The organism is Acinetobacter sp. WCHAc060033, from assembly GCF_004209125.1.
GTDB lineage: Bacteria > Pseudomonadota > Gammaproteobacteria > Pseudomonadales > Moraxellaceae > Acinetobacter > Acinetobacter wuhouensis.
In genome coordinates this window covers 62,634-81,766 of the sequence record NZ_SGSW01000002.1, presented here as the reverse complement: position 1 = coordinate 81,766, position 19,133 = coordinate 62,634, and the positions used below count along the sequence as shown (strand labels likewise).

Annotated in this window: 17 protein-coding genes; 3 read left to right on the top strand and 14 right to left on the bottom strand. The window is 39.3% G+C overall.

Features of this window, described 5'->3' with window-relative positions; genetic code table 11:
- Window positions 1-2: 2 nt before the first annotated feature.
- The 4 genes from EXE10_RS01265 to EXE10_RS01250 are packed head-to-tail and all read right to left on the bottom strand — an operon-like array spanning window position 3 to window position 2,951.
- A complete protein-coding gene (locus EXE10_RS01265) occupies window positions 3-533 on the bottom strand; it encodes a pilus assembly protein PilP (RefSeq protein WP_068975060.1) in 531 nt (176 codons plus the stop codon).
- Window positions 530-1,261 carry a type 4a pilus biogenesis protein PilO gene (locus tag EXE10_RS01260; protein WP_130112086.1) on the bottom strand — a complete coding sequence of 244 codons (732 nt, stop codon included), beginning with the start codon at window positions 1,259-1,261 and terminating at the stop codon, window positions 530-532. The genes EXE10_RS01265 and EXE10_RS01260 overlap by 4 nt, the downstream gene beginning before the upstream one ends.
- On the bottom strand, window positions 1,258-1,893 hold the full coding sequence (locus EXE10_RS01255; protein WP_130112085.1) for a PilN domain-containing protein: 636 nt from the start codon (window positions 1,891-1,893) through the stop codon (window positions 1,258-1,260). Before EXE10_RS01255 ends, EXE10_RS01260 begins: the two co-directional genes overlap by 4 nt.
- Window positions 1,893-2,951: a pilus assembly protein PilM gene (locus EXE10_RS01250; RefSeq protein WP_130112084.1), complete on the bottom strand. Its 1,059-nt coding sequence runs from the start codon at window positions 2,949-2,951 to the stop codon at window positions 1,893-1,895. Before EXE10_RS01250 ends, EXE10_RS01255 begins: the two co-directional genes overlap by 1 nt.
- Window positions 2,952-3,115: 164 nt before the next feature.
- On the opposite strand from EXE10_RS01250, the gene ponA reads away from it, so the two are divergent.
- Window positions 3,116-5,677, top strand: coding sequence for a penicillin-binding protein PBP1a (gene ponA, locus EXE10_RS01245; protein ID WP_130112083.1), 2,562 nt, complete (start codon window positions 3,116-3,118; stop codon window positions 5,675-5,677).
- Between the two features lie 68 nt (window positions 5,678-5,745).
- Here the strand turns inward: ponA and EXE10_RS01240 are convergent, their stop codons facing one another.
- The 10 genes from EXE10_RS01240 to EXE10_RS01195 all read right to left on the bottom strand — a co-directional run bounded on the left by EXE10_RS01240 (window position 5,746) and on the right by EXE10_RS01195 (window position 16,750).
- A complete protein-coding gene (locus EXE10_RS01240) occupies window positions 5,746-6,549 on the bottom strand; it encodes a putative RNA methyltransferase (RefSeq protein ID WP_130112082.1) in 804 nt (267 codons plus the stop codon).
- 70 nt (window positions 6,550-6,619) lie between these two features.
- Window positions 6,620-7,738 carry a phospho-N-acetylmuramoyl-pentapeptide-transferase gene (mraY, locus tag EXE10_RS01235; protein WP_130112081.1) on the bottom strand — a complete coding sequence of 373 codons (1,119 nt, stop codon included), beginning with the start codon at window positions 7,736-7,738 and terminating at the stop codon, window positions 6,620-6,622.
- Window positions 7,738-9,147: a UDP-N-acetylmuramoyl-tripeptide--D-alanyl-D-alanine ligase gene (locus EXE10_RS01230; RefSeq protein ID WP_130112080.1), complete on the bottom strand. Its 1,410-nt coding sequence runs from the start codon at window positions 9,145-9,147 to the stop codon at window positions 7,738-7,740. Before EXE10_RS01230 ends, mraY begins: the two co-directional genes overlap by 1 nt.
- An 8-nt stretch (window positions 9,148-9,155) precedes the next feature.
- Window positions 9,156-10,646: a UDP-N-acetylmuramoyl-L-alanyl-D-glutamate--2,6-diaminopimelate ligase gene (locus tag EXE10_RS01225; protein WP_130112079.1), complete on the bottom strand. Its 1,491-nt coding sequence runs from the start codon at window positions 10,644-10,646 to the stop codon at window positions 9,156-9,158.
- Window positions 10,647-10,653: 7 nt separating this feature from the next.
- On the bottom strand, window positions 10,654-12,489 hold the full coding sequence (gene ftsI / locus EXE10_RS01220; RefSeq protein WP_068975051.1) for a penicillin-binding protein PBP3: 1,836 nt from the start codon (window positions 12,487-12,489) through the stop codon (window positions 10,654-10,656).
- Window positions 12,490-12,498: 9 nt separating this feature from the next.
- A complete protein-coding gene (locus EXE10_RS01215; protein ID WP_068975050.1) occupies window positions 12,499-12,831 on the bottom strand; it encodes a cell division protein FtsL in 333 nt (110 codons plus the stop codon).
- A complete protein-coding gene (rsmH, locus tag EXE10_RS01210) occupies window positions 12,828-13,754 on the bottom strand; it encodes a 16S rRNA (cytosine(1402)-N(4))-methyltransferase RsmH (protein WP_087552970.1) in 927 nt (308 codons plus the stop codon). Before rsmH ends, EXE10_RS01215 begins: the two co-directional genes overlap by 4 nt.
- A 153-nt stretch (window positions 13,755-13,907) precedes the next feature.
- Window positions 13,908-14,369, bottom strand: a complete 462-nt coding sequence (locus EXE10_RS01205; RefSeq protein ID WP_130112078.1) for a GNAT family N-acetyltransferase — start codon at window positions 14,367-14,369, stop codon at window positions 13,908-13,910.
- Between the two features lie 99 nt (window positions 14,370-14,468).
- Window positions 14,469-15,485: a sulfate ABC transporter substrate-binding protein gene (locus EXE10_RS01200; RefSeq protein ID WP_068975047.1), complete on the bottom strand. Its 1,017-nt coding sequence runs from the start codon at window positions 15,483-15,485 to the stop codon at window positions 14,469-14,471.
- A gap of 272 nt (window positions 15,486-15,757) precedes the next feature.
- Complete coding sequence (locus tag EXE10_RS01195; RefSeq protein WP_130112077.1) at window positions 15,758-16,750, bottom strand: sulfate ABC transporter substrate-binding protein; 993 nt, start codon at window positions 16,748-16,750, stop codon at window positions 15,758-15,760.
- Between the two features lie 365 nt (window positions 16,751-17,115).
- Here EXE10_RS01195 and EXE10_RS01190 point away from each other — a divergent pair, with 365 nt between their 5' ends.
- Window positions 17,116-17,424, top strand: coding sequence for a hypothetical protein (locus EXE10_RS01190; protein WP_087552784.1), 309 nt, complete (start codon window positions 17,116-17,118; stop codon window positions 17,422-17,424).
- A gap of 166 nt (window positions 17,425-17,590) precedes the next feature.
- Window positions 17,591-19,099, top strand: coding sequence for a glutamate--tRNA ligase (gene gltX / locus EXE10_RS01185; protein WP_130112076.1), 1,509 nt, complete (start codon window positions 17,591-17,593; stop codon window positions 19,097-19,099).
- Window positions 19,100-19,133 lie beyond the last annotated feature (34 nt).

Genomic DNA, 19,133 nt, shown 5'->3' with positions numbered 1-19,133 from the left:
TTTTAATCCACAGGACCAATTAGAACTAAACTGCGAGGTCGCTCAATATATCCATCTCGTCCATCTGGAACAATTTCCAACAAATCAATACGAGTAGGGGTAATTTCGATAATACGACCCTGATTCATTCCCATATAATTGCCACGTTGTACACGCTCAATTTCCCCATCTGGAGTTTGAATCAAACCAACCGTTTGCCCAGAACCTCCCTTCATACTCCCTTTCAACGACAACGACTCTAGAGGATAACTTTCGAGTGGTTGCGGCTGTCTAGAAAAATTAGGATATACGCGCTTGCCTGACATGATTTTTAGTTCATTCGCCAATGAACTTGGTAAAAAAGGGCTACGTAACTGTTGAGCTGAATAATTAAAGCTTGGCACTGGATTAAATGCAGGTGCTGGTTCAATCGGTAATGCGGGTTGATTACGAATATTTGCCATTTCTTGATTTACAGCATCTATACGTGAATCACATCCCACCAATAACATCGCAAATGAAGCACCACAAATTAGTTTAATGTGCTTTTTCATTGTGGCGCCCCTCCTTGCGGTGGTGTCGCTGAGGCATTGGTATTACCTGCCCCTTGTCCATCAGCACCAACATAACGGTAAGTTTTTGCTTTAATTGTATAATCTACAACAGGCACATCTGATTTTTTATCTTGGCTCGGCACACCTGAAATTGTAAAATCATGCAAAGTTACAATACGAGGTAAAGCAGCAATACTACTGACAAAACTACCAAATGAATGATAATCACCAGTCGCATCAATCGAGATCGGTTGTTCAATAAAGAACTCTTGCTTAACTTCTTGTTCCAATCTAATATTTTTAAATTTCAGACCTGAACTCACACCAGTCACGTTAATATCTTCAACCAGACTTGGAATTTCTGTTTCTTTCGGCAATTGCTCTAATTGCTGATTAAAATTCGCTTCCATTTGTTGCAGTTGCATTTGATATTGTTGCAAATTGCGTAATTTAGAATCTTTTTCTTTAAATTCATTCAGTAAATTTTGCTCAACCGTACGTGCCTGATCAATCGCTTCAAGTTTCGGCTTAATCGCTAAAAAGTAACCAATTGCACAGACTACAAAAAATAAAAATAACCAGCAAGTAATCTTAACCGACCACGGCCAACTACCATAATTATTCATATCCAGCGTATTAAACTGTTGAAAAAACTTCTCAACGGTCATTTTATTTTTCTTCGGAGCATCAACAGATGAATCTAATTGCTCAAAATCTTCACGACTCATTTTGCACCCCCAGCAGCTTGCTCAGCTTTCGTTACATCTCCATCTGCATTAGATGCGATCTCACCCAAATCTACGGTCACTACAAAAGTTCCATATGACTCTTCTACACGCGGAATCACAGAACTCGGTGCCTTATTCTTATTATCATCAGCTGCTAAGAATGAATTCATAAATGCATTGCGATACCATTCAGATGCTTCTAATCCACGTAAAAACTCCGCTACCGTATTTGGACTTTCAGCTTTCCCTTCAATCGTAAACTTATCACCAGCACGACTAAATTTAGTGATATACATTTGTGCAGGGACAACACGTACTAATTCATCCACTAAACGAACAATGACTGGACGCTGACCTTGCAAACCTTGAATTAACTTCATGCGCTCAATAATCGCATTACGACGTTCTTGTAGGCCATCTAAGGTTTTTAATTGTGTATCCAAGTTTTGGTTGGTACTAGTAACCAATTGGTTGGCTTGTTCTTGATCTTCTAGTTTATGATCAAAATAAAACCATGCCAACAACACTGAAACCAAAGCAACTAATGCAACCCCGACACAAACTGCGACAAATTGTTTCTTTTTCTGCTCTCTTAGCTCATCACGCCAAGGGAGTAAGTTAATCTTTGCCATTAATCAAAACTCCTCAAAGCTAAGCCACACGCAACCATCAATGATGGCGCATCATTCTCAATTTTTTTCAAATCAATTTGTGGTGAGAATCCCATTTGCAAGAAAGGATTTGCAATCGTGACACGGTAGCCTAATTTTTGTTGTAATAATTTAGATAAACTTGGAATATTGGCATTCCCCCCTGCCAATAAAATATGATCAATCTCATTGAATTGAGAAGATGAGAAGAAGAACTGTAGTGAACGCGCTGCTTGTTGAACCACAGCTTCTAAAAATGGCATTAACACTTCGGTTTCAAAGTCATCTGGCAATGTACGATCTTTCTTCGCACGCCCAGCTTCTTCATACGACAAACCATAACGGTTTTGTACGTCCTGCGTCAGTTGCTTTCCACCAAATACTTGTTCACGGGTATAGATAATTTTGCCATTTTGCATCACTGATAATGTCGTCATGGTATGACCAATATCAAGGATACCCACAAGATTTGCACCGATTGGCAATGTATCTGAAAAAACAGCAAAAGCTCGTTCCATCGCATAACTTTCGACGTCTGCAATTTTTGGCGATAGACCTGCAATTTCTAAGACTTCTACACGAGACTCAATATTCTCAGCACGCGTCGCAACCAAGAGTACATTAACGCGGTTTGGATTTGCCAATTTATCATTGAGAACTTCAAAATCTAGGCTAACTTCATCGAGTGGGAATGGGATGTACTGCTCAGCATCCATTCGGATCTGAACTTCCCGTTCTTCATCAGACATGTCTGCATCCATCTCGATGACTTTATGAATCACCATAGACGTAGGTACAGCAACCGCTACATTTTGCGATTGTGGATTGGCAAGATTCACTGCACGTTCCAATGCATCCGCAACTGCTTCAGGATTAAGAATATTTTTCTCGACCACACTCCCCTCAAGAAGCGGACTTAATCCGTAGCTTTCAACCCAGTAACGACCGTTTTTAACAGAGAGCTCTAAAATCTTTACAGTAGTAGAACTAATATCTACTCCTATTAACCCCTTATTTGGCTTACGATATAGTCTAAGCACGATACATTTCCTATTATTTTTTTATCCCCAATAAATAACACAAACCGACTGCATTTGGTCTTAATTTTTTACAGATACAATATCCCATCTAACAATCCGTCAAATGAAAAGTTATACTGACCATCAATTAGTTTGCCATTAGCTATTATTAAAACTTACTTGTTATGAAAAAGCTATCTTGTTCAGGTCATATTCATCCCTTTTTTTTGCTGATTATTATTATCTTAGTCGCAATTCCGATGGGCTTTTATGGAATGTACCTATATATCGCCCCATCGTTACCAGAAATGAGCTCTTTAAAAAAGGCGCCATTGCTTAAACCTTTGCAAGTTTATTCTGCAGATAATCAACTGATTGCTGAATATGGTGGCAAACTTTCTGTGCCCGTTGAGTACAATCAGATTCCACCACATTTCATCCATGCCTTTCTAGCGGCTGAAGACTCCTCCTTTTTTGAACACAGTGGGATTAGCTTTAAGGGCTTAGGTCGTGCAGTCAGTGAAACTGTGACAGGCTCAAATGTGCAAACAGGTGGTTCAACCATCACCATGCAAGTGGCAAAAAACTATTATTTATCTCCTGAACGTACTTTAAAACGAAAATTAACAGAAGTATTTTTGGCACGAAAAATAGAACAGAACCTATCAAAAGAAGATATTTTATCGTTATACGTCAATAAAATATTTTTAGGTAAAAATGCCTATGGTATTGCTGCTGCTGCAAAAATTTATTATGACAAAAACCTTGATCAACTCAGTGTTGCTCAAATGGCGATGATCGCGGGTCTACCTAAAGCGCCATCAAAATACAATCCAGTAGTCAATCCTGAACGTGCTTTAGAACGTCGTAATTGGATTCTGGGGCGTATGTTACAGCTCGGGTATTTAAAACAAGATGAATATCAAAAAGCAGTCGCTGAACCAATCAATCTCAGTATGCCTGACCGTGGACTCAGCAATAAATTTCCCTATGTAGGCGAAATGGTTCGTTCAGAGTTGGTTGAAAAATTTGGCGATCAAGCTGTTGATTCTGGTTATAAAGTTTATACAACAATCAATAGCCAACGTCAGCAATATGCAGAAGAATCTGTACAAAAAGGATTAGAGGATTATGACCGTCGTCATGGTTGGCGTGGTGCAGAAGCCCATGATAAACCTTTAAAAGAGTTTATGGCCTATGCTAATACTTTCCCTGCCGAAGTAATAAAAGTAAATAGCAACTCCTTTGAAGCAAAGATGCAAGATGGTTCAACAGTCACTGTGCCATGGTCTGGAATGTCATGGGCAAGAAAATATATTAATGCCAATGCTGTTGGTGGAGCACCAAGTCGTGCTTCTCAAATTGTCAGCACCAAAGATATTGTGCGCTTACGCCCAAATGAAAATAAAACAGCATGGTCATTGGTACAAGTTCCTAAAGCACAGGGACAGCTCATTGCAATCAATCCAAATGATGGTTCGATTGTAGCCATCGTGGGTGGATATAACTTCTATCAATCGAAATTCAATCGTGCCTTACAAGGTTGGCGCCAACCAGGTTCGACCATCAAGCCCTTTATTTATGCACTTGCACTTGCACTTGAGCGAGGTATGACACCTTATACGATGGTCAATGATAATCCGATCAGTATTGGCAGATGGTCACCTAAAAACTCGGATGGACGCTACTTAGGAATGATTCCCTTGCGTCGTGCATTATACCTCTCTCGTAATACCGTTTCTGTACGCTTATTACAAAGTGTTGGTGTGGAACGCGCTCGTCAATTATTGATGGATTTTGGCTTACAAGAAGACCAAATTCCGCGCAACTTCACCATTGCACTCGGTACACCACAAGTACTTCCTGTGCAAATGGCAACAGGTTATGCCACCATTGCCAATGGTGGTTACCGTATTCAACCGCACTTTATCAGTCGTATCGAAGATGCCTATGGCAAAGTCATTTACGAAGCAAATCCTGACTATGCCTGTATCCCATGTATCAATCAAAAAGAGCAAACTGTAAAAACAGAAGATGCAGAAGTCACTACTGACGATGAAGTGATTGCAGGTAATACCAATACGGATGATGTACAACCTATTTTAACAAAAGAAGAGCAAAGTAAATATCGCCAAGCTCAACGTATTTTAAAATCACAATCCGCTTTTGATATGGCAAATATCCTTCGTGACGTTATCGTACATGGTACTGGACGTGCCGCATTGAAAATTGGTCGTGATGATATTGGTGGTAAAACAGGAACAACCAATGATGCAAAAGATGCATGGTTTGCTGGTTTTAATGGAAAATTAGTGGCGATCGCATGGGTCGGTTTTGACCAACCTTCAACCTTAGGTCGTCGTGAATATGGTGGTATTGCCGCACTTCCAGTATGGACCAGCTTTATGGGTAAAGCGCTAAAAGGCACACCTTCGGCATGGGTTCATTTTGATAAAGATGCTAAGGCACCTCTGTCTCGTGAACAACGTAGCAACCAAACGCAAGTTGAAGGCGAAAACAATGAAGCAAGTAAAGAAAGTGGCTCAACTCCACCTTTAGCTCGTCCTATTTACAAACCTGCTCCTGTGACACCATCACGTAATGCTTCAAATGACTTTGATGACCTACCTGACGAGAATGGCGAACAAAAACTAAAACCAACCACTTCAACGCCTCCGACCATGAATCAAGATCATGCAAAACGTGAAAACGACTCTCTAGAGAACTTAATCAATGAAGTTCAATAGTTAAAACTTAAAAATAAAAAACGCCATTTTTGAATGGCGTTTTTTATGACCCAAACAACCCAAAACGATTATCTCTTTTGAAAAATATACATTTGGAATGCTGCTTTCAGTTCAGTTTTTTCTTGTTGTTCTAACTTTTTGCGTTTTTCAGGTTTGGCCTTATACGCGTATGGCGTCATTGCAATTAAGTTTTTCAATTGTTCTTGATTCAATTCAAAGACCGACTCAACAATCGGTTGCTCAATCAATTCAAAATGTGCTTTAAGCTGTTCTACGAACTTATGTGGTTCATGTGGCTTCACTTCATCAAATAAACCTTCACGCATGGTATAAAGATGCTCTGGTGCTGGTGTCACCACCATCAAATAGCCTTGAGGTTTCAAAACTCGTATAATTTCTTCTTGTGGAATTGGACTAAACAAACTGGTGCATAAATCAATTGAATCATCAAGCACAGGCAAAGTTGCCCCCGTTCCCACAACCCAAGTCACATTCTTATTCAATTTTGCCGCAACTTGGACTGCATTTTTAGCAATATCCACCCCCACGCATTGCATCACTTCACTTTGCATCGCATTGGTGTAATAGCCCTCACCACATCCAATATCGAGTAAATTTTCAATGCGTAGTTCACGAATTTTTTCAACTACTGCCTGTTGCAAAGGCGCATAAAAACCAGCACTTAGAAATGCGCGACGCGCTTGTACTGATTCAGGCGTATCACCTGGATTTTTACTATGTTTATGTTGTACTACATGTAAATTCACATAACCTTGTTTTGCCACATCATAGCTATGCTGATTGACACAGCGCCAAGTTTTATCCGATAAGCTCAACGCCTCACGACATACTGGGCACATTAACAAATTCATAGCATTCTCCACAGATCTTGCACAATAAAAAAAGTCGGCTGAGATGCCGACTTTCTTGTTTCAATTTGGCTTAACGTAATTTTAATGTCATTAGACCTAAAACTACCAGCATAATTGTGATAATCCAGAAACGAATCACCACTTGGGTTTCACGCCAACCTTTTTTCTCATAATGGTGGTGTAATGGTGCCATAAGGAACACACGTTTATTACGCATGCGCAATGAACCGATTTGTAAGAACACGGAAATTGCTTCAACTACAAATACTCCACCCATAATCGCAAAGACGATTTCTTGACGCACCATCACTGCGATTGTACCGAGCATTGCACCTAAAGATAATGCACCTACATCACCCATGAAGACTTGCGCAGGATGTGCGTTATACCAAAGGAATGCCAAGCCCGCACCAATCATTGCGGCACAGATAATTACCAACTCAGACGTATATTTCACATAAGGAATATGCAGATAAGTGGCAAAACGAATATCACCTGCCAAGTAAGCAAATACACCCAAACCTGCTGCAACCAGTACGATTGGCATGATTGCCAAACCATCTAAACCATCCGTCAAGTTCACTGCATTTGAACCACCATTAATCACCAAATAAGTGAAAATAATGAAGCCGATACCCAGTGGAATTGCTGACAATGGGATGCTGAGATTTTTAAAGAATGGAATCAACAAATCCAACATATTGGCAGTATGTACAGGGTTTTCCTGTTGTGTTGCAATAATGTATAACGCAATGCCTGCACCGAGTGAACCTACAGACGTCCAAAAGAATTTCTTCTTGGCAGGTAGTCCCGCATTATCTTTATAGCGAACTTTGATCCAATCATCTGCCCAACCGACTGCACCAAAGATCACCATCACAGCGAGTACGATCCACACATAAGGATTGGATAAATCTGCCCAAAGTAAGGTACTGATCCCAATCGAGAGGAGGATCAGAATCCCTCCCATGGTTGGTGTACCCATTTTTTTGGCATGATTTTCAGGAGCAAATGAACTAACTGCTTGACCATATTTTAAGGCTTGTAATTTACGAATCATTACAGGACCGAGCGCCCAACCAATTGCAAGTGCTGTTAAAACACTCAGCAAAGCACGTAATGATAAGTAGCGCACCACTTGGAACGCATTTTCATAGCCTGCTAGGTGTTGAAATAACCAAAACAGCATTAAACTTTCTCCATCAAGTCAGCCATCAACGTTTCCATATGGGTATAACGAGAACCTTTAAATAGGAAACTCATGGACTGCGGTTGATGCGTTTCAATTAAACTTAACAACAATGGTAAAGCTTGTTCTTGGTTTAGAAAAGCTTGTAATTTTTTACCGTACTGTGTGCTTCTTGCACCCTCTTGAGTTGCAGGTGCAAATTCACCCACAGCAACCACAAAGTTAATTCCCTTCACCGAAACAAGGTCACGACCTAGCAAATAGTGTTGCTGTGCAGCGGTATCACCCAACTCACCAATATCACCAATCACCATCACTTTGATGCCATCTTGCTGTGCAAGCACTTCACCAGCAGCTCGCATTGAAGTTGGATTGGCATTATAAGTATCATCAATAAATAAATGATTGGCTTTTTGGATAAAGTTTAAACGACCTTTAGCACCTTGTGCAGATTCTAGACCAATCACAATATCATCTAAAGCAATACCAATTGCTAAAGCAAAAGCAGTTGCCGCTTCGGCATTATGAACATTGTGTTCACCTGCAAAAGGTAGATTTACAGTACGAATGCCTTGAGGAGTATTGAGGGTAAATGTTGCAGATTGCGCCTGAAGCTGAATATCTGTTGCAAAAACATCACCACCTTGACCAAAACTCAAACTTTTTTCAGTTTGCACGGCTTGTCGAATCGTATCCGTGAAATCATCATGCGCAGGAACAATCGACGTTCCTGCTGGGTCAATATGACTGTAAATTTCAGACTTGGCACGACAAATGCCATCACGCCCACCAAATTCACCCAAATGTGCTGTGCCGATATTGAGAATCCCAGCGACATGCGGTTGCACTAAGTTTGAGGTGTAATCAATTTCACCTTGATGACTTGCACCTAATTCCATCACTGCATATTGATGTTCAGCACGGAGCTCCAATAACATCATCGGCACACCGAGGTCATTATTTAAATTACCACGCGTGATCAAAGTTGGTGCTAAACGTGACAGGATGCTACCAAGCATCTCTTTAGTGGTCGTTTTACCACTACTGCCTGTCAATGCAATCACTTTAAGTTGCGAGTTTTGCGCACGACGATAAGCACCTAAATAACCAAGTGCTAATCTTGTATCTGCAACAACAAGCTGACAAATATCAACATCTACAGGATGACTGACAATCGCAATTTGACAACCATTTTCAGCCACTTGTACAATAAAATCATGGGCATCAAAGCGCTCACCTTTGAGTGCTAAAAATGCATCACCCAATTCAGCATGGCGTGAATCAGTCAAAATACGCTTAATTTCACCTTGTGGTGCTTTGTCTAAATACCATGAACCTTGAGTCGCTTCAGCAAGTTGCGCTGCTGACCATGGCTCTAAAGGCACAGTACTGGTGGTCGAGGTGTGCATCTCTATTCCTACTGAGCTGGAGAATTTGTTTTACGGGATAACATATTGACTGCAGATTGCACTTCGACCACATCATCAAACCAATGGCGTACACCATCAATTTCTTGATAATCTTCGTGCCCTTTACCTGCAATCACCACAATATCACCTGATTGTGCATGCTTAACTGCATATTTAATCGCTTCACGGCGGTCATGTATTTCATGCACATCGTGTTGACTAAAATCAATATCACGCTTCATATCAGCAAAAATCTGCTCAGGATTCTCTGTACGTGGATTATCCGAGGTGATGATAATTGGGTTGGCTTGTTCCAATGCTGCTTTGGTCATTAATGGACGTTTACCGCGATCGCGGTCTCCACCACAGCCAAATACTGCCCAAAGTTGATTTTCAACATGACGTTTAAGTGTTTTTAAGACTTGCGTGAGTGCATCGGGCGTATGTGCATAATCCACCACAAATAGACGATCTGCATCACGAATCACTTGCATACGACCTGGTGCACCTTTTAATTTAGGTACATCGGCGATCAATTGTTTTAAATCAAAGCCCGCTTGCTCAGCAACGATCAAACTCGCCACAAGATTTTCAATATTAAAATGTCCAAGTAATGGGCTTTGAACTGTAAATTCGCCTTGTTCCGTTTTTAAATGGAAAGTCGCGCCATTCAGACTATATTGAATACCAAACACCTGATAATCAGCTGCTTTAGATGTGGAGTAGGTCAATACTTTTGGATGTGATTGATTGCTACTGGCTGCATCCAACATGATATTGGCATGCGCATCATCAACATTAATCACTGCCACTTTTAAAGAGGAAAATTTAAATAAACGAGATTTGGCTTCTGCATAAGCCTCTAACGTCCCGTGATAATCCAAATGATCACGACTTAAATTACTATAAGCTGCAATTTCAATATCGCAACCATTTAAACGCCCTTGCTCTAAACCATGAGAACTGGCTTCAATCGAAGCAAACTCAGCACCTTGCTTGGCAAAAGCATGTAATAAATTTTGTAAATGCAAAGCATCCAAAGTGGTATGTGATGACGATTCAAGGTTCGGTAAAATACCGTTCCCTGTGGTGCCCATCACCGCACACTTTTTGCCTTGTAACATCACCAATTCAGCAACTAAGCGAGAAATTGTGGTTTTCCCATTGGTACCTGTAACTGCAAGAATTCGTGCTGCTTTAACTGGATCAGTCGCTTGTAAATATTGCTTTTGCCATTGCCCCATCAAATGACGAACATCTGGACAAACTAAAACAGAATCTAGACCTAAATCTGTTTCACTGATCACCGCCAATGCGCCTTTATCCAATGCAGTTTGCGCAAATTGCACGGTTTTTTCAGGCTGTGAATAACTGGTCAACGCAATAAAAATCTGACCCGTTTCAATACGGCGACTATCTAAATTAAATCCTTGAAAAGGTTCAGACATCCAAGCCTGTATATTTTCAACTGGATAAATATCCTGAAAACAAATTGTCATATTCTACCTATTTGGATGCTTTCGCTGTTTCAAGCGGTTTGTCTAAAGGTACGTTCATTAAACGTAAAGATTCTTGCATAATTTTTGCGAAGACTGGTGCGGCAACCAAGCCACCATAGTATTGACCACGCGGGTTTTCCACGACAACAATAATCGCTAAGCGTGGATCACTGATTGGCGCGACACCTGCAAACAAAGCACGGTATTCAGTACTCGAATAGCCTTTATGGTCAGGGCGAAGTTTATGTGCTGTCCCTGTTTTTCCCCCTACGCGATAGCCTGGGATATTGGCTTGTTTTGCTGTACCGCCGGGCATGGTGACTTGCTCTAACATCAACAAGACATCATCTGCAATTTTAGGTGCCAATACCTGCTTGCCTTTCGGTTGATCATTCAACTTATAAAGGCTTAGAGGATATTCAACACCATGATTCGCCAACATGGCATAACCTTGAGCCAACTGTAAAATGGTTGCGTTCAAACCATAACCATAAGCCATGGTTCCAATTTGCGAAGGATTCAGTTTTTCAGGTGAAACTACCAAACCACCACTTTCACCTGGGAATTTCACAGCCGAACGTTGACCAAAACCAACCCGTCTAAAGAAAGTAGGTAATGTTTCTTTTGGCAATGACAAAGCAATTTTCGCTGAGCCAATGTTCGAAGACTTAATAATCACACCTGTGACTGTCAATGCACCATAATTATGGGTATCACGAATAGTATGCGAACCTAAACGCATTGTCCCTGGTGCGGTACTAATGATCGAATTTGGTGTGTATTTTCCACTTTCTAAACCAGCAGCAATTGTAAATGGCTTCATGGTTGAACCTGGTTCAAACATATCAATTGCCCCACGGTTACGCATGGCATCTTTATTGCTCAAACCATTCTTATCATTTGGGTTATAAGATGGCCAACTCGCCATTGCCAGAATCTCACCCGTTTTCACATCAACAGCAATTGAAGATGCTGAACGCGCACTATTCGCCACACCAACAGCGGTTAATTCACGGTACATAATATATTGCAGACGAGAATCGATACTTAACGTAATGTTCTCCCCCGCTTTTACTTCTTTTACCACTTCAGGCGTGTTAATACGGTTGCCGTGCTTATCTCGCGAAATCTTTTGCTCACCGTCTTCACCTGCGAGACGCGTGTTCAACTGCATTTCTAAACCTTCAATCCCAGTGCCTTCACTATTGGTCAAGCCAATAATCTGCGCATTGGGTTGAGGTTGTGGATAATAACGTTTATAGGTCTTTTCCGCATAAACCCCTGCAAACTTATGTTCTGTTAAAAAATCAGCTTGCGGTGGTGGTACTTCTTTTTTCAAGACTAAATAACGTGAACGCGGACGCTCATACAAACGCTTTTTCAAATCTGCACGATCAATACCAACGACATCAGCCAATTCATCTAAATTTAAATTTTCATCTGGCAACTGTCGTTTAAGTTTACGACTGTTTGGCGTTTTCTTTAATTCTTCTGTAATTTTTTCAAATTGCGCTTTGGTTTCAAAGTATTCACGCGGATCGATCACCACTTTCATAATCGGAGAACTAATCGCCAAAGGTACACCATGACGATCACTAATCACGCCACGCATCGCTTTTAATTTTTCAGAACGTAAAATATTGGCATTGGCTTTATTTTGTAAAAAGTCTTTATTAATCACTTGCACATAAAATGCACGACCGATCAGCCCTACAAAGCATAGCAATACTACGCCCCACATCAAATAAAAACGCCACATATCTAAAGATATTGGATTTTTCCCTGAGATAGACGGCTGTTTTTTACGTGATTGCCGAGTCTGTTTAGTTTGTTTATCTACCATACAGATGCCTTACTTGTTCTGCGCTGATTCAGTTGGTAATGAAATGACAACTGTTTGCGCAGCTGGCGGTGAATACATTCTAAGTTGAGTAACAGCACGTGTACCAATTTGAGCTGTGGCACCAAATGTTTGCTGTTCAATCAACAAACGTCCCCATTCCGCATTGATACTTTCACGTTCACGCATATAACTATTCAAATCACGAAAGTCATGACGATAGGTAAAAACTTGCAAAACCACCATAAATGCACTGATCAACACTGCACTGATCAAAATGCCATAAACAACCACTTTTTTGATTGCCAATTTATGCTTTGATTCTTCTACAATCTCTTCTTTCATTCTGCGCCTTTTTGTTCTAAGCGTTCTGCTACTCTCAGCCACGCACTTCGTGAACGAGGATTGGCTTTTACTTCTTCCTCACTGGCACGAATTCGTTCTACTTTTTTCAGTCTACGATGATCAATAACCTTTTGTGGTAAACCCCATCCATTATCTTCTGGCAATGTTGATTCTTTTTGAATAAATTGCTTAATGATACGATCTTCTAAAGAATGAAAGCTAATCACTGCTAAACGTGCATTTGATTTTAGCAAATCTACAGCCTGCGGTAAAAAAACATGTACATCATCCAACTCTTTATTGATTTCAATACGAATTGCTTGGAATGTACGCGTTGCCGCATGCTTATTTTTTTCCCACTTCGGATGAGCAACTTTCACAATTTCAGCCAATTCACCCGTGGTTTTGATATAACCCGCTTGCTTAATGGCTTTGGCAATGCGACGACTATAACGCTCTTCACCATATTGAAAAATCACATTGGCTAAATGTTCCTCATCTACATCAACCAACCACTCCGCAGCAGTTTGACCTTGGGAATTATCCATACGCATATCAAGTGGTCCATCTTTCATAAAACTAAAACCACGGTCTGCTTGATCGAGTTGTGGCGATGACACCCCCAAATCTGCCATGATTCCATCCACTTGATAAATATCTAATTGATTTAATTCTTGTTGTAAATCTGCAAAGCTGGCATGAATAATCTTAAAACGCGGATCTTCTTTTTCTAACTGATACGCAACTTCTAAAGCTTGAGGATCTTTATCAAAGGCATACACTTTTGAATTTTCATCCAATTTTGACAACAACAAGCGTGTATGTCCACCACGCCCAAAAGTCCCATCTACATAAATTCCTGTATTGCGGTCAGCAAGTAAAGCATCGACTGTTTCGTGTAGTAATACAGAAATATGAGACATAAGTATGGTTTCAGTTCAAGCAAAAAAGTAACTGCACATTATTACCTTGTTTTGTCAAAGCTCCAAACGACTTTTTGTAGGAAAATATTACTTTTTATAGAGAAATCCGTTTTAAAAGACAATCCTTTACTATTTTCAGAAATTAAACCACTTTTATTCTGTTTCAAGCGCATGAGTAGATGGACGTCTTTTCAGCATTTTCACATCACCATCCATTAAATGCTCTTGAATATGCCAACCTTGACGAGAGTAGAACGCACAAGCTCGACTACGACCATCTGTCTCTAAGCAAATTTCTGAAAAATGTTGGAATAAAATGTGCTCAACTCTCTCAAGCAATGCTTTCCCAATCCCCTTACCCTCTGCATCAGGATAAACGAACATGGCAAAGACACTTCCCTCTTCTTGATCTGCAATCGCAAACCCACAAACCGATTGTTCAAACTCTGCGACCCAAACGGAAGACTTTTGTTCGATCAAAGCTAAAATCGCCAAATCGGTTATCCCTAATTCAGTTAACTGTTCTCTGGATAAATGATTTTCTTTCACAGCGGTACGAATATCAAAAATTAGCTCAATATCATTTGGTGTGGCTGCTCTGATTTGAATACTCATATTGATCCTATGTATTTAAAAACACATTTAATTTACATAAAAAAGCCTCCTAAATATAGGAGGCTTTCTCTTTGCTAATAAAATTTAGCATTTAGAATTTTAACGTTTTGAATTATAAATCTGGTCAAACACACCACCATTGGCGAAGTGAGTTTGTTGTGCTTTTGCCCAACCACCAAAAACTTCATCAATGGTAAATGTTTTCAATGCAGGGAATTGTTTTGAATATTTCGCCAAAACTTTTGCATTACGAGGACGATAGTAATGACGTGCCGCCATGTCCTGACCGATTGGAGAATATAAATAGTTGATATAGCCTGTTGCTAACCATTTATTACCATTTTTGTTCACTGTTTTATCCACGATTGCAACCGAAGGCTCAGTCAAAATCGACATTGATGGATAAACAATGTCAAATTTACCACCTGATGCTTTTTTGCTGACCATAGCTTCATTTTCCCATGTCAACAACACATCACCCATACCGCGTTCAGCAAATGTCGTCATTGAAGCGCGAGCAGCTGGATCCATCACTTTCACGTTATGGTACATTTTAGACACAAACTCACGTGCTTTAGCATCATTACCACCTGGCTGTTTTAAGGCATAACCCCATGCAGATAAATAAATCCAACGTGGTAATCCACCTGTTTTAGGGTTCGGGGTAATAATTTGAACACCTGGCTTCGTTAAATCAGTCCAATCCTTCAAGCCTTTTGGATTGCCTTTACGAACCAAGAACACGACTGTTGATGTATATGGTGCTGAGTTATGTGGAAATTCTTTTTCCCAACCTGCATCAATTTGTCCAGATTTGACGATTTCATTAATATCATTTGCCAAAGCCAAAGTGACCACATCACCTTTTAAACCATCAACCACTGAACGTGCTTGCTTACCTGAACCACCATGTGATTGTTTAAAATCAACAGTGATTCCTGTACGTGCTTTCCAATACGCACCAAATGATTTATTAAATTCGTCATAGAATTCACGTGTTGCATCATAAGATACATTCAAAAATTCACGATCTGCAGCATAAGTCGTTGTCGTTGCAAGATTTAATCCAGTTGCAACTAATGCAGCGCTCAATAAGGCTTTAAACTTAGTTTTCATAATCAAAAATTTAAATCATCTAAAATTATGCTAAATATATGAAATAAGCTGATAAACATCAATTCAAGAAAAAGCCTCGTTTTAACACTCACATTGGATTATTACGATTAATTAATTGTTTTAATTTACAAAAGCATCCAACACCTGATGTTTTTATATTTTATATGTTTTTATTCTTTCTATATGAAGAAATAGAATAAGAAAATTAAAAATCCAAGACTTCTTTAATAAAGAAGCCCTGGGATATTCAAAATGAGTAGAAGAACTCAAGCTTACTTCTCAGCTGTAAATTGATCATAAACCCCACCATTAACAAAATGTGTTTTTTGCGCTTTCGCCCAACCGCCAAACACTTGATCAATGGTAAATAGCTTAATTTTAGCGAATTTAGCACCATATTTAGCCGCAGCTTTAGCATCACGAGGACGGAAATTATATTTAGCCGCAAGATCTTGCCCGACAGGTGAATATAGGTAATTTAAATAGCCTTTTGCTAAATTACGATTTCCATCTTTATCTACTACTTTATCTACGATTGCCACAGATGGCTCTGCCAAAATTGAAATAGAGGGATAAATGATTTGATATTTATCTTTATCTGCACCAGAAGTTGCAAGGATCGCTTCATTCTCCCAAGACAGCAATACATCACCAATGCCACGATCTGCAAAAGTTGTTAAAGAACCTCGTGCTCCAGAATCTAATACTTTTACATTTTTATAGATCTGTTTTACCAGTTCTCTCGCTTTTGCATCATTCCCACCTGGTTGTTTCAGTGCATAACCCCATGCCGACAAATAAATCCAACGTGGTGCACCACCTGTTTTCGGATTCGGCGTAATGATTTCCACCCCAGGTTTGACTAAATCATTCCAATCTTTAATCCCTTTCGGATTACCTTTACGTACTAGAAATACAACCGTAGAAGTATACGGCGCAGAATTATTTGGAAATTCCTTTTGCCAACCCTTTTCAATCAGACCTGCATTGACAATTTCATCAATATCGTTAGCAAGTGCTAAAGTCACTACATCTGCTTGTAAACCATCTACAACAGACCGTGCTTGCTTACCAGAACCACCATGTGACTGTTTAAATTCAATGTCTTGCCCCGTTTTAGATTTCCAAAATTGACCAAAGCTTTTGTTATACTCTTGATAAAACTCACGCGTAGGATCATAAGACACATTTAAAAATTCTTTCGCTGCGTAAGCATTCCCAACAGCAATTAAACTGATCGCTGATAAAAATAATAATTTTTTCATTTGTTTCTCTTTTTAAGTCATTTCAAAACACTATATTTTTATTATTTCAATTTAACAATCATACATTTAATAATTATATTTTCTATATTATTCATAAATTTACATATCTTTTAAAACGCATTAAATATGTTAAAAAAAGATATTTTTTATACATGATTTAACTTAAAATCAATTTCTTCACGATTCATACATATTTATATGCTATCAATATAAAGTATTACATTTCGTTTCAATGATTGTTTTTTAAACATTTTTTGTGTACTATTATTAAAAAATGTGACGTAGTTATACTTTTTGTTAAAAAATTTTGCTACAATCCGCATGTTAAAGAACAAAAATGTGACCATCTAAGGGGAGTTGATGGAATGAACAAACAGTTTCTACACATCTTGGGTCTAAGTTTAGGTCTAGCTGTCATGACGCAAACAGGTCATACAGCAGTTATTAAAGATACCAACAAACCAGTACAATCAACGATTGTAGATGATAAACTTTCGCCAATCGAAAAAGCATTAACGCAACAAAAGCGTGGTGAAAATAAATTAATCTCTGACAAAGATCAGATTAAGGTATTGGCTTCAATTAAAAGTACTGCGTCACAAAACTTTTTAGCAGAACAACATCAAAAGTTTTCACGTTTTGTACAAGCTTTGTTCCAACCGCATAACTCTTAATTAACTTATATCATCAATTAAGCATTAATTAATTGATTTAAAAAACTAAATTCTTTACTCCCCAAAAGAATTTCTTAGCCCATTGCTTTATTGGTGAATTAACCCTTAAGCAAATGGGCTTTTTCGTTATAATAGTTTCAATTTACATTCTGAATAATATTTGTTTATGAACGTTCGTACTCGTATTGCACCTTCTCCAACAGGTTTTCCTCATGTAGGAACTGCTTATATCGCCTTGTTTAACTTATGTTTTGCCAAGCAACATGGTGGTGAGTTTATTCTTCGTATTGAAGATACAGATCAACTTCGTTCGACTCCTGAATCTGAGAAAATGATTTTGGATTCACTACGTTGGTTAGGACTCAATTGGTCAGAAGGTCCAGACGTCGGTGGTCCACATGCACCCTACCGCCAATCTGAGCGTATGGGCATCTATAAACAATATGCTTTAGAGTTGGTTGAAAAAGGACATGCATTCTATTGTTTTGCAACTGCTGAAGAGCTTGATCAAATGCGTGCTGAACAACAAGCACGTGGTGAATCACCAAAGTACGATAGTCGCGGTTTAAAACTTTCTCAAGAAGAAGTTCAACGCCGTTTGGCTGCTGGCGAAGCGCATGTGATCCGTATGAAAGTACCTGAGGAAGGTATTTGTAAATTTAATGATTTGCTTCGTGGGGAAGTTGAGATTCCTTGGGCGCAAGTCGATATGCAAATTTTGCTAAAAACTGATGGTTTACCGACTTATCACCTCGCGAATGTGGTGGATGACCATTTAATGGAAATCACCCATGTCATCCGTGGTGAAGAGTGGATTCCATCTGCACCGAAACATCAATTACTTTACAAATACTTTGGTTGGGACATGCCAACATTGTGTCACATGCCATTGTTACGCAACCCAGATAAATCAAAATTATCAAAACGTAAAAATCCAACTTCAATCAACTACTACAAAGACATTGGTGTTTTACCAGAAGCTTTGTTGAACTACCTAGGTCGTATGGGTTGGTCAATGCCTGATGAAAGTGAAAAATTCACTTTGGCTGAAATGGTTGAAAACTTCGACATCAAACGTGTATCACTCGGTGGTCCAATCTTTGATGTTGAAAAATTGAATTGGCTCAATGGTCAATGGATTAAAGCCCTCTCTCCTGCTGAGTTATTAAATACTCTATTGGCTTGGAAATCTGACCGTAATACATTGGAAGAGATTGCTGCTGCGATTCAACCTCGTATTAACTTATTGTCAGAAGCGGTAAATTGGGCAGGTTTTTATTTCAACCAGTTCCCAACTTTAAGCAAAGAGCAGTTTGAAAGTAAAAAATTGTCTGAAGAACAAGTTCGTCAAAGCTTACAATTTGCAATTTGGCGTTTAGAAAGTTTATTCACTTGGAATAATGACACGGTTAGTCAAACATTGATGGATTTGGCGAATCAAATGGAAATTAAACTGCGTGACTTCATGCCAACGTTCTTTATCGCAATCGCAGGTTCAACCTCTTCAACCCCTGTGATGCAATCTATGGTCACGATTGGTCCTGACTTAACCTTTGCTCGTTTACGTCATGCGCTTGAAATAGTTGGCGGCCCGAGCAAAAAAGAAGCAAAAGTTTGGGAAAAGCTCAATGAAAGCATTAAATTGCCGAAAAATGATGCAGTTGATGAAGCTTAACTGATTTTTTAGTTGACGAGTGCGAGCGTTATCC

Excerpts from the sequence above, each read along its gene's own strand:
- mraY (WP_130112081.1), bottom strand. The coding sequence starts at position 7,738 with ATGCTGTTTTGGTTATTTCAACACCTAGCAGGCTATGAAAATGCGTTC.
- EXE10_RS01215 (WP_068975050.1), bottom strand. The coding sequence starts at position 12,831 with ATGAAAGAAGAGATTGTAGAAGAATCAAAGCATAAATTGGCAATCAAA.
- EXE10_RS01200 (WP_068975047.1), bottom strand. The coding sequence starts at position 15,485 with ATGAAAACTAAGTTTAAAGCCTTATTGAGCGCTGCATTAGTTGCAACT.
- ponA (WP_130112083.1), top strand. The coding sequence starts at position 3,116 with ATGAAAAAGCTATCTTGTTCAGGTCATATTCATCCCTTTTTTTTGCTG.
- EXE10_RS01230 (WP_130112080.1), bottom strand. The coding sequence starts at position 9,147 with ATGCACACCTCGACCACCAGTACTGTGCCTTTAGAGCCATGGTCAGCA.
- EXE10_RS01195 (WP_130112077.1), bottom strand. The coding sequence starts at position 16,750 with ATGAAAAAATTATTATTTTTATCAGCGATCAGTTTAATTGCTGTTGGG.
- ftsI (WP_068975051.1), bottom strand. The coding sequence starts at position 12,489 with ATGGTAGATAAACAAACTAAACAGACTCGGCAATCACGTAAAAAACAG.
- rsmH (WP_087552970.1), bottom strand. The coding sequence starts at position 13,754 with ATGTCTCATATTTCTGTATTACTACACGAAACAGTCGATGCTTTACTT.
- EXE10_RS01240 (WP_130112082.1), bottom strand. The coding sequence starts at position 6,549 with ATGAATTTGTTAATGTGCCCAGTATGTCGTGAGGCGTTGAGCTTATCG.
- EXE10_RS01225 (WP_130112079.1), bottom strand. The coding sequence starts at position 10,646 with ATGACAATTTGTTTTCAGGATATTTATCCAGTTGAAAATATACAGGCT.
- EXE10_RS01205 (WP_130112078.1), bottom strand. The coding sequence starts at position 14,369 with ATGAGTATTCAAATCAGAGCAGCCACACCAAATGATATTGAGCTAATT.
- gltX (WP_130112076.1), top strand. The coding sequence starts at position 17,591 with ATGAACGTTCGTACTCGTATTGCACCTTCTCCAACAGGTTTTCCTCAT.
- EXE10_RS01190 (WP_087552784.1), top strand. The coding sequence starts at position 17,116 with ATGAACAAACAGTTTCTACACATCTTGGGTCTAAGTTTAGGTCTAGCT.
- EXE10_RS01260 (WP_130112086.1), bottom strand. The coding sequence starts at position 1,261 with ATGAGTCGTGAAGATTTTGAGCAATTAGATTCATCTGTTGATGCTCCG.
- EXE10_RS01255 (WP_130112085.1), bottom strand. The coding sequence starts at position 1,893 with ATGGCAAAGATTAACTTACTCCCTTGGCGTGATGAGCTAAGAGAGCAG.
- EXE10_RS01265 (WP_068975060.1), bottom strand. The coding sequence starts at position 533 with ATGAAAAAGCACATTAAACTAATTTGTGGTGCTTCATTTGCGATGTTA.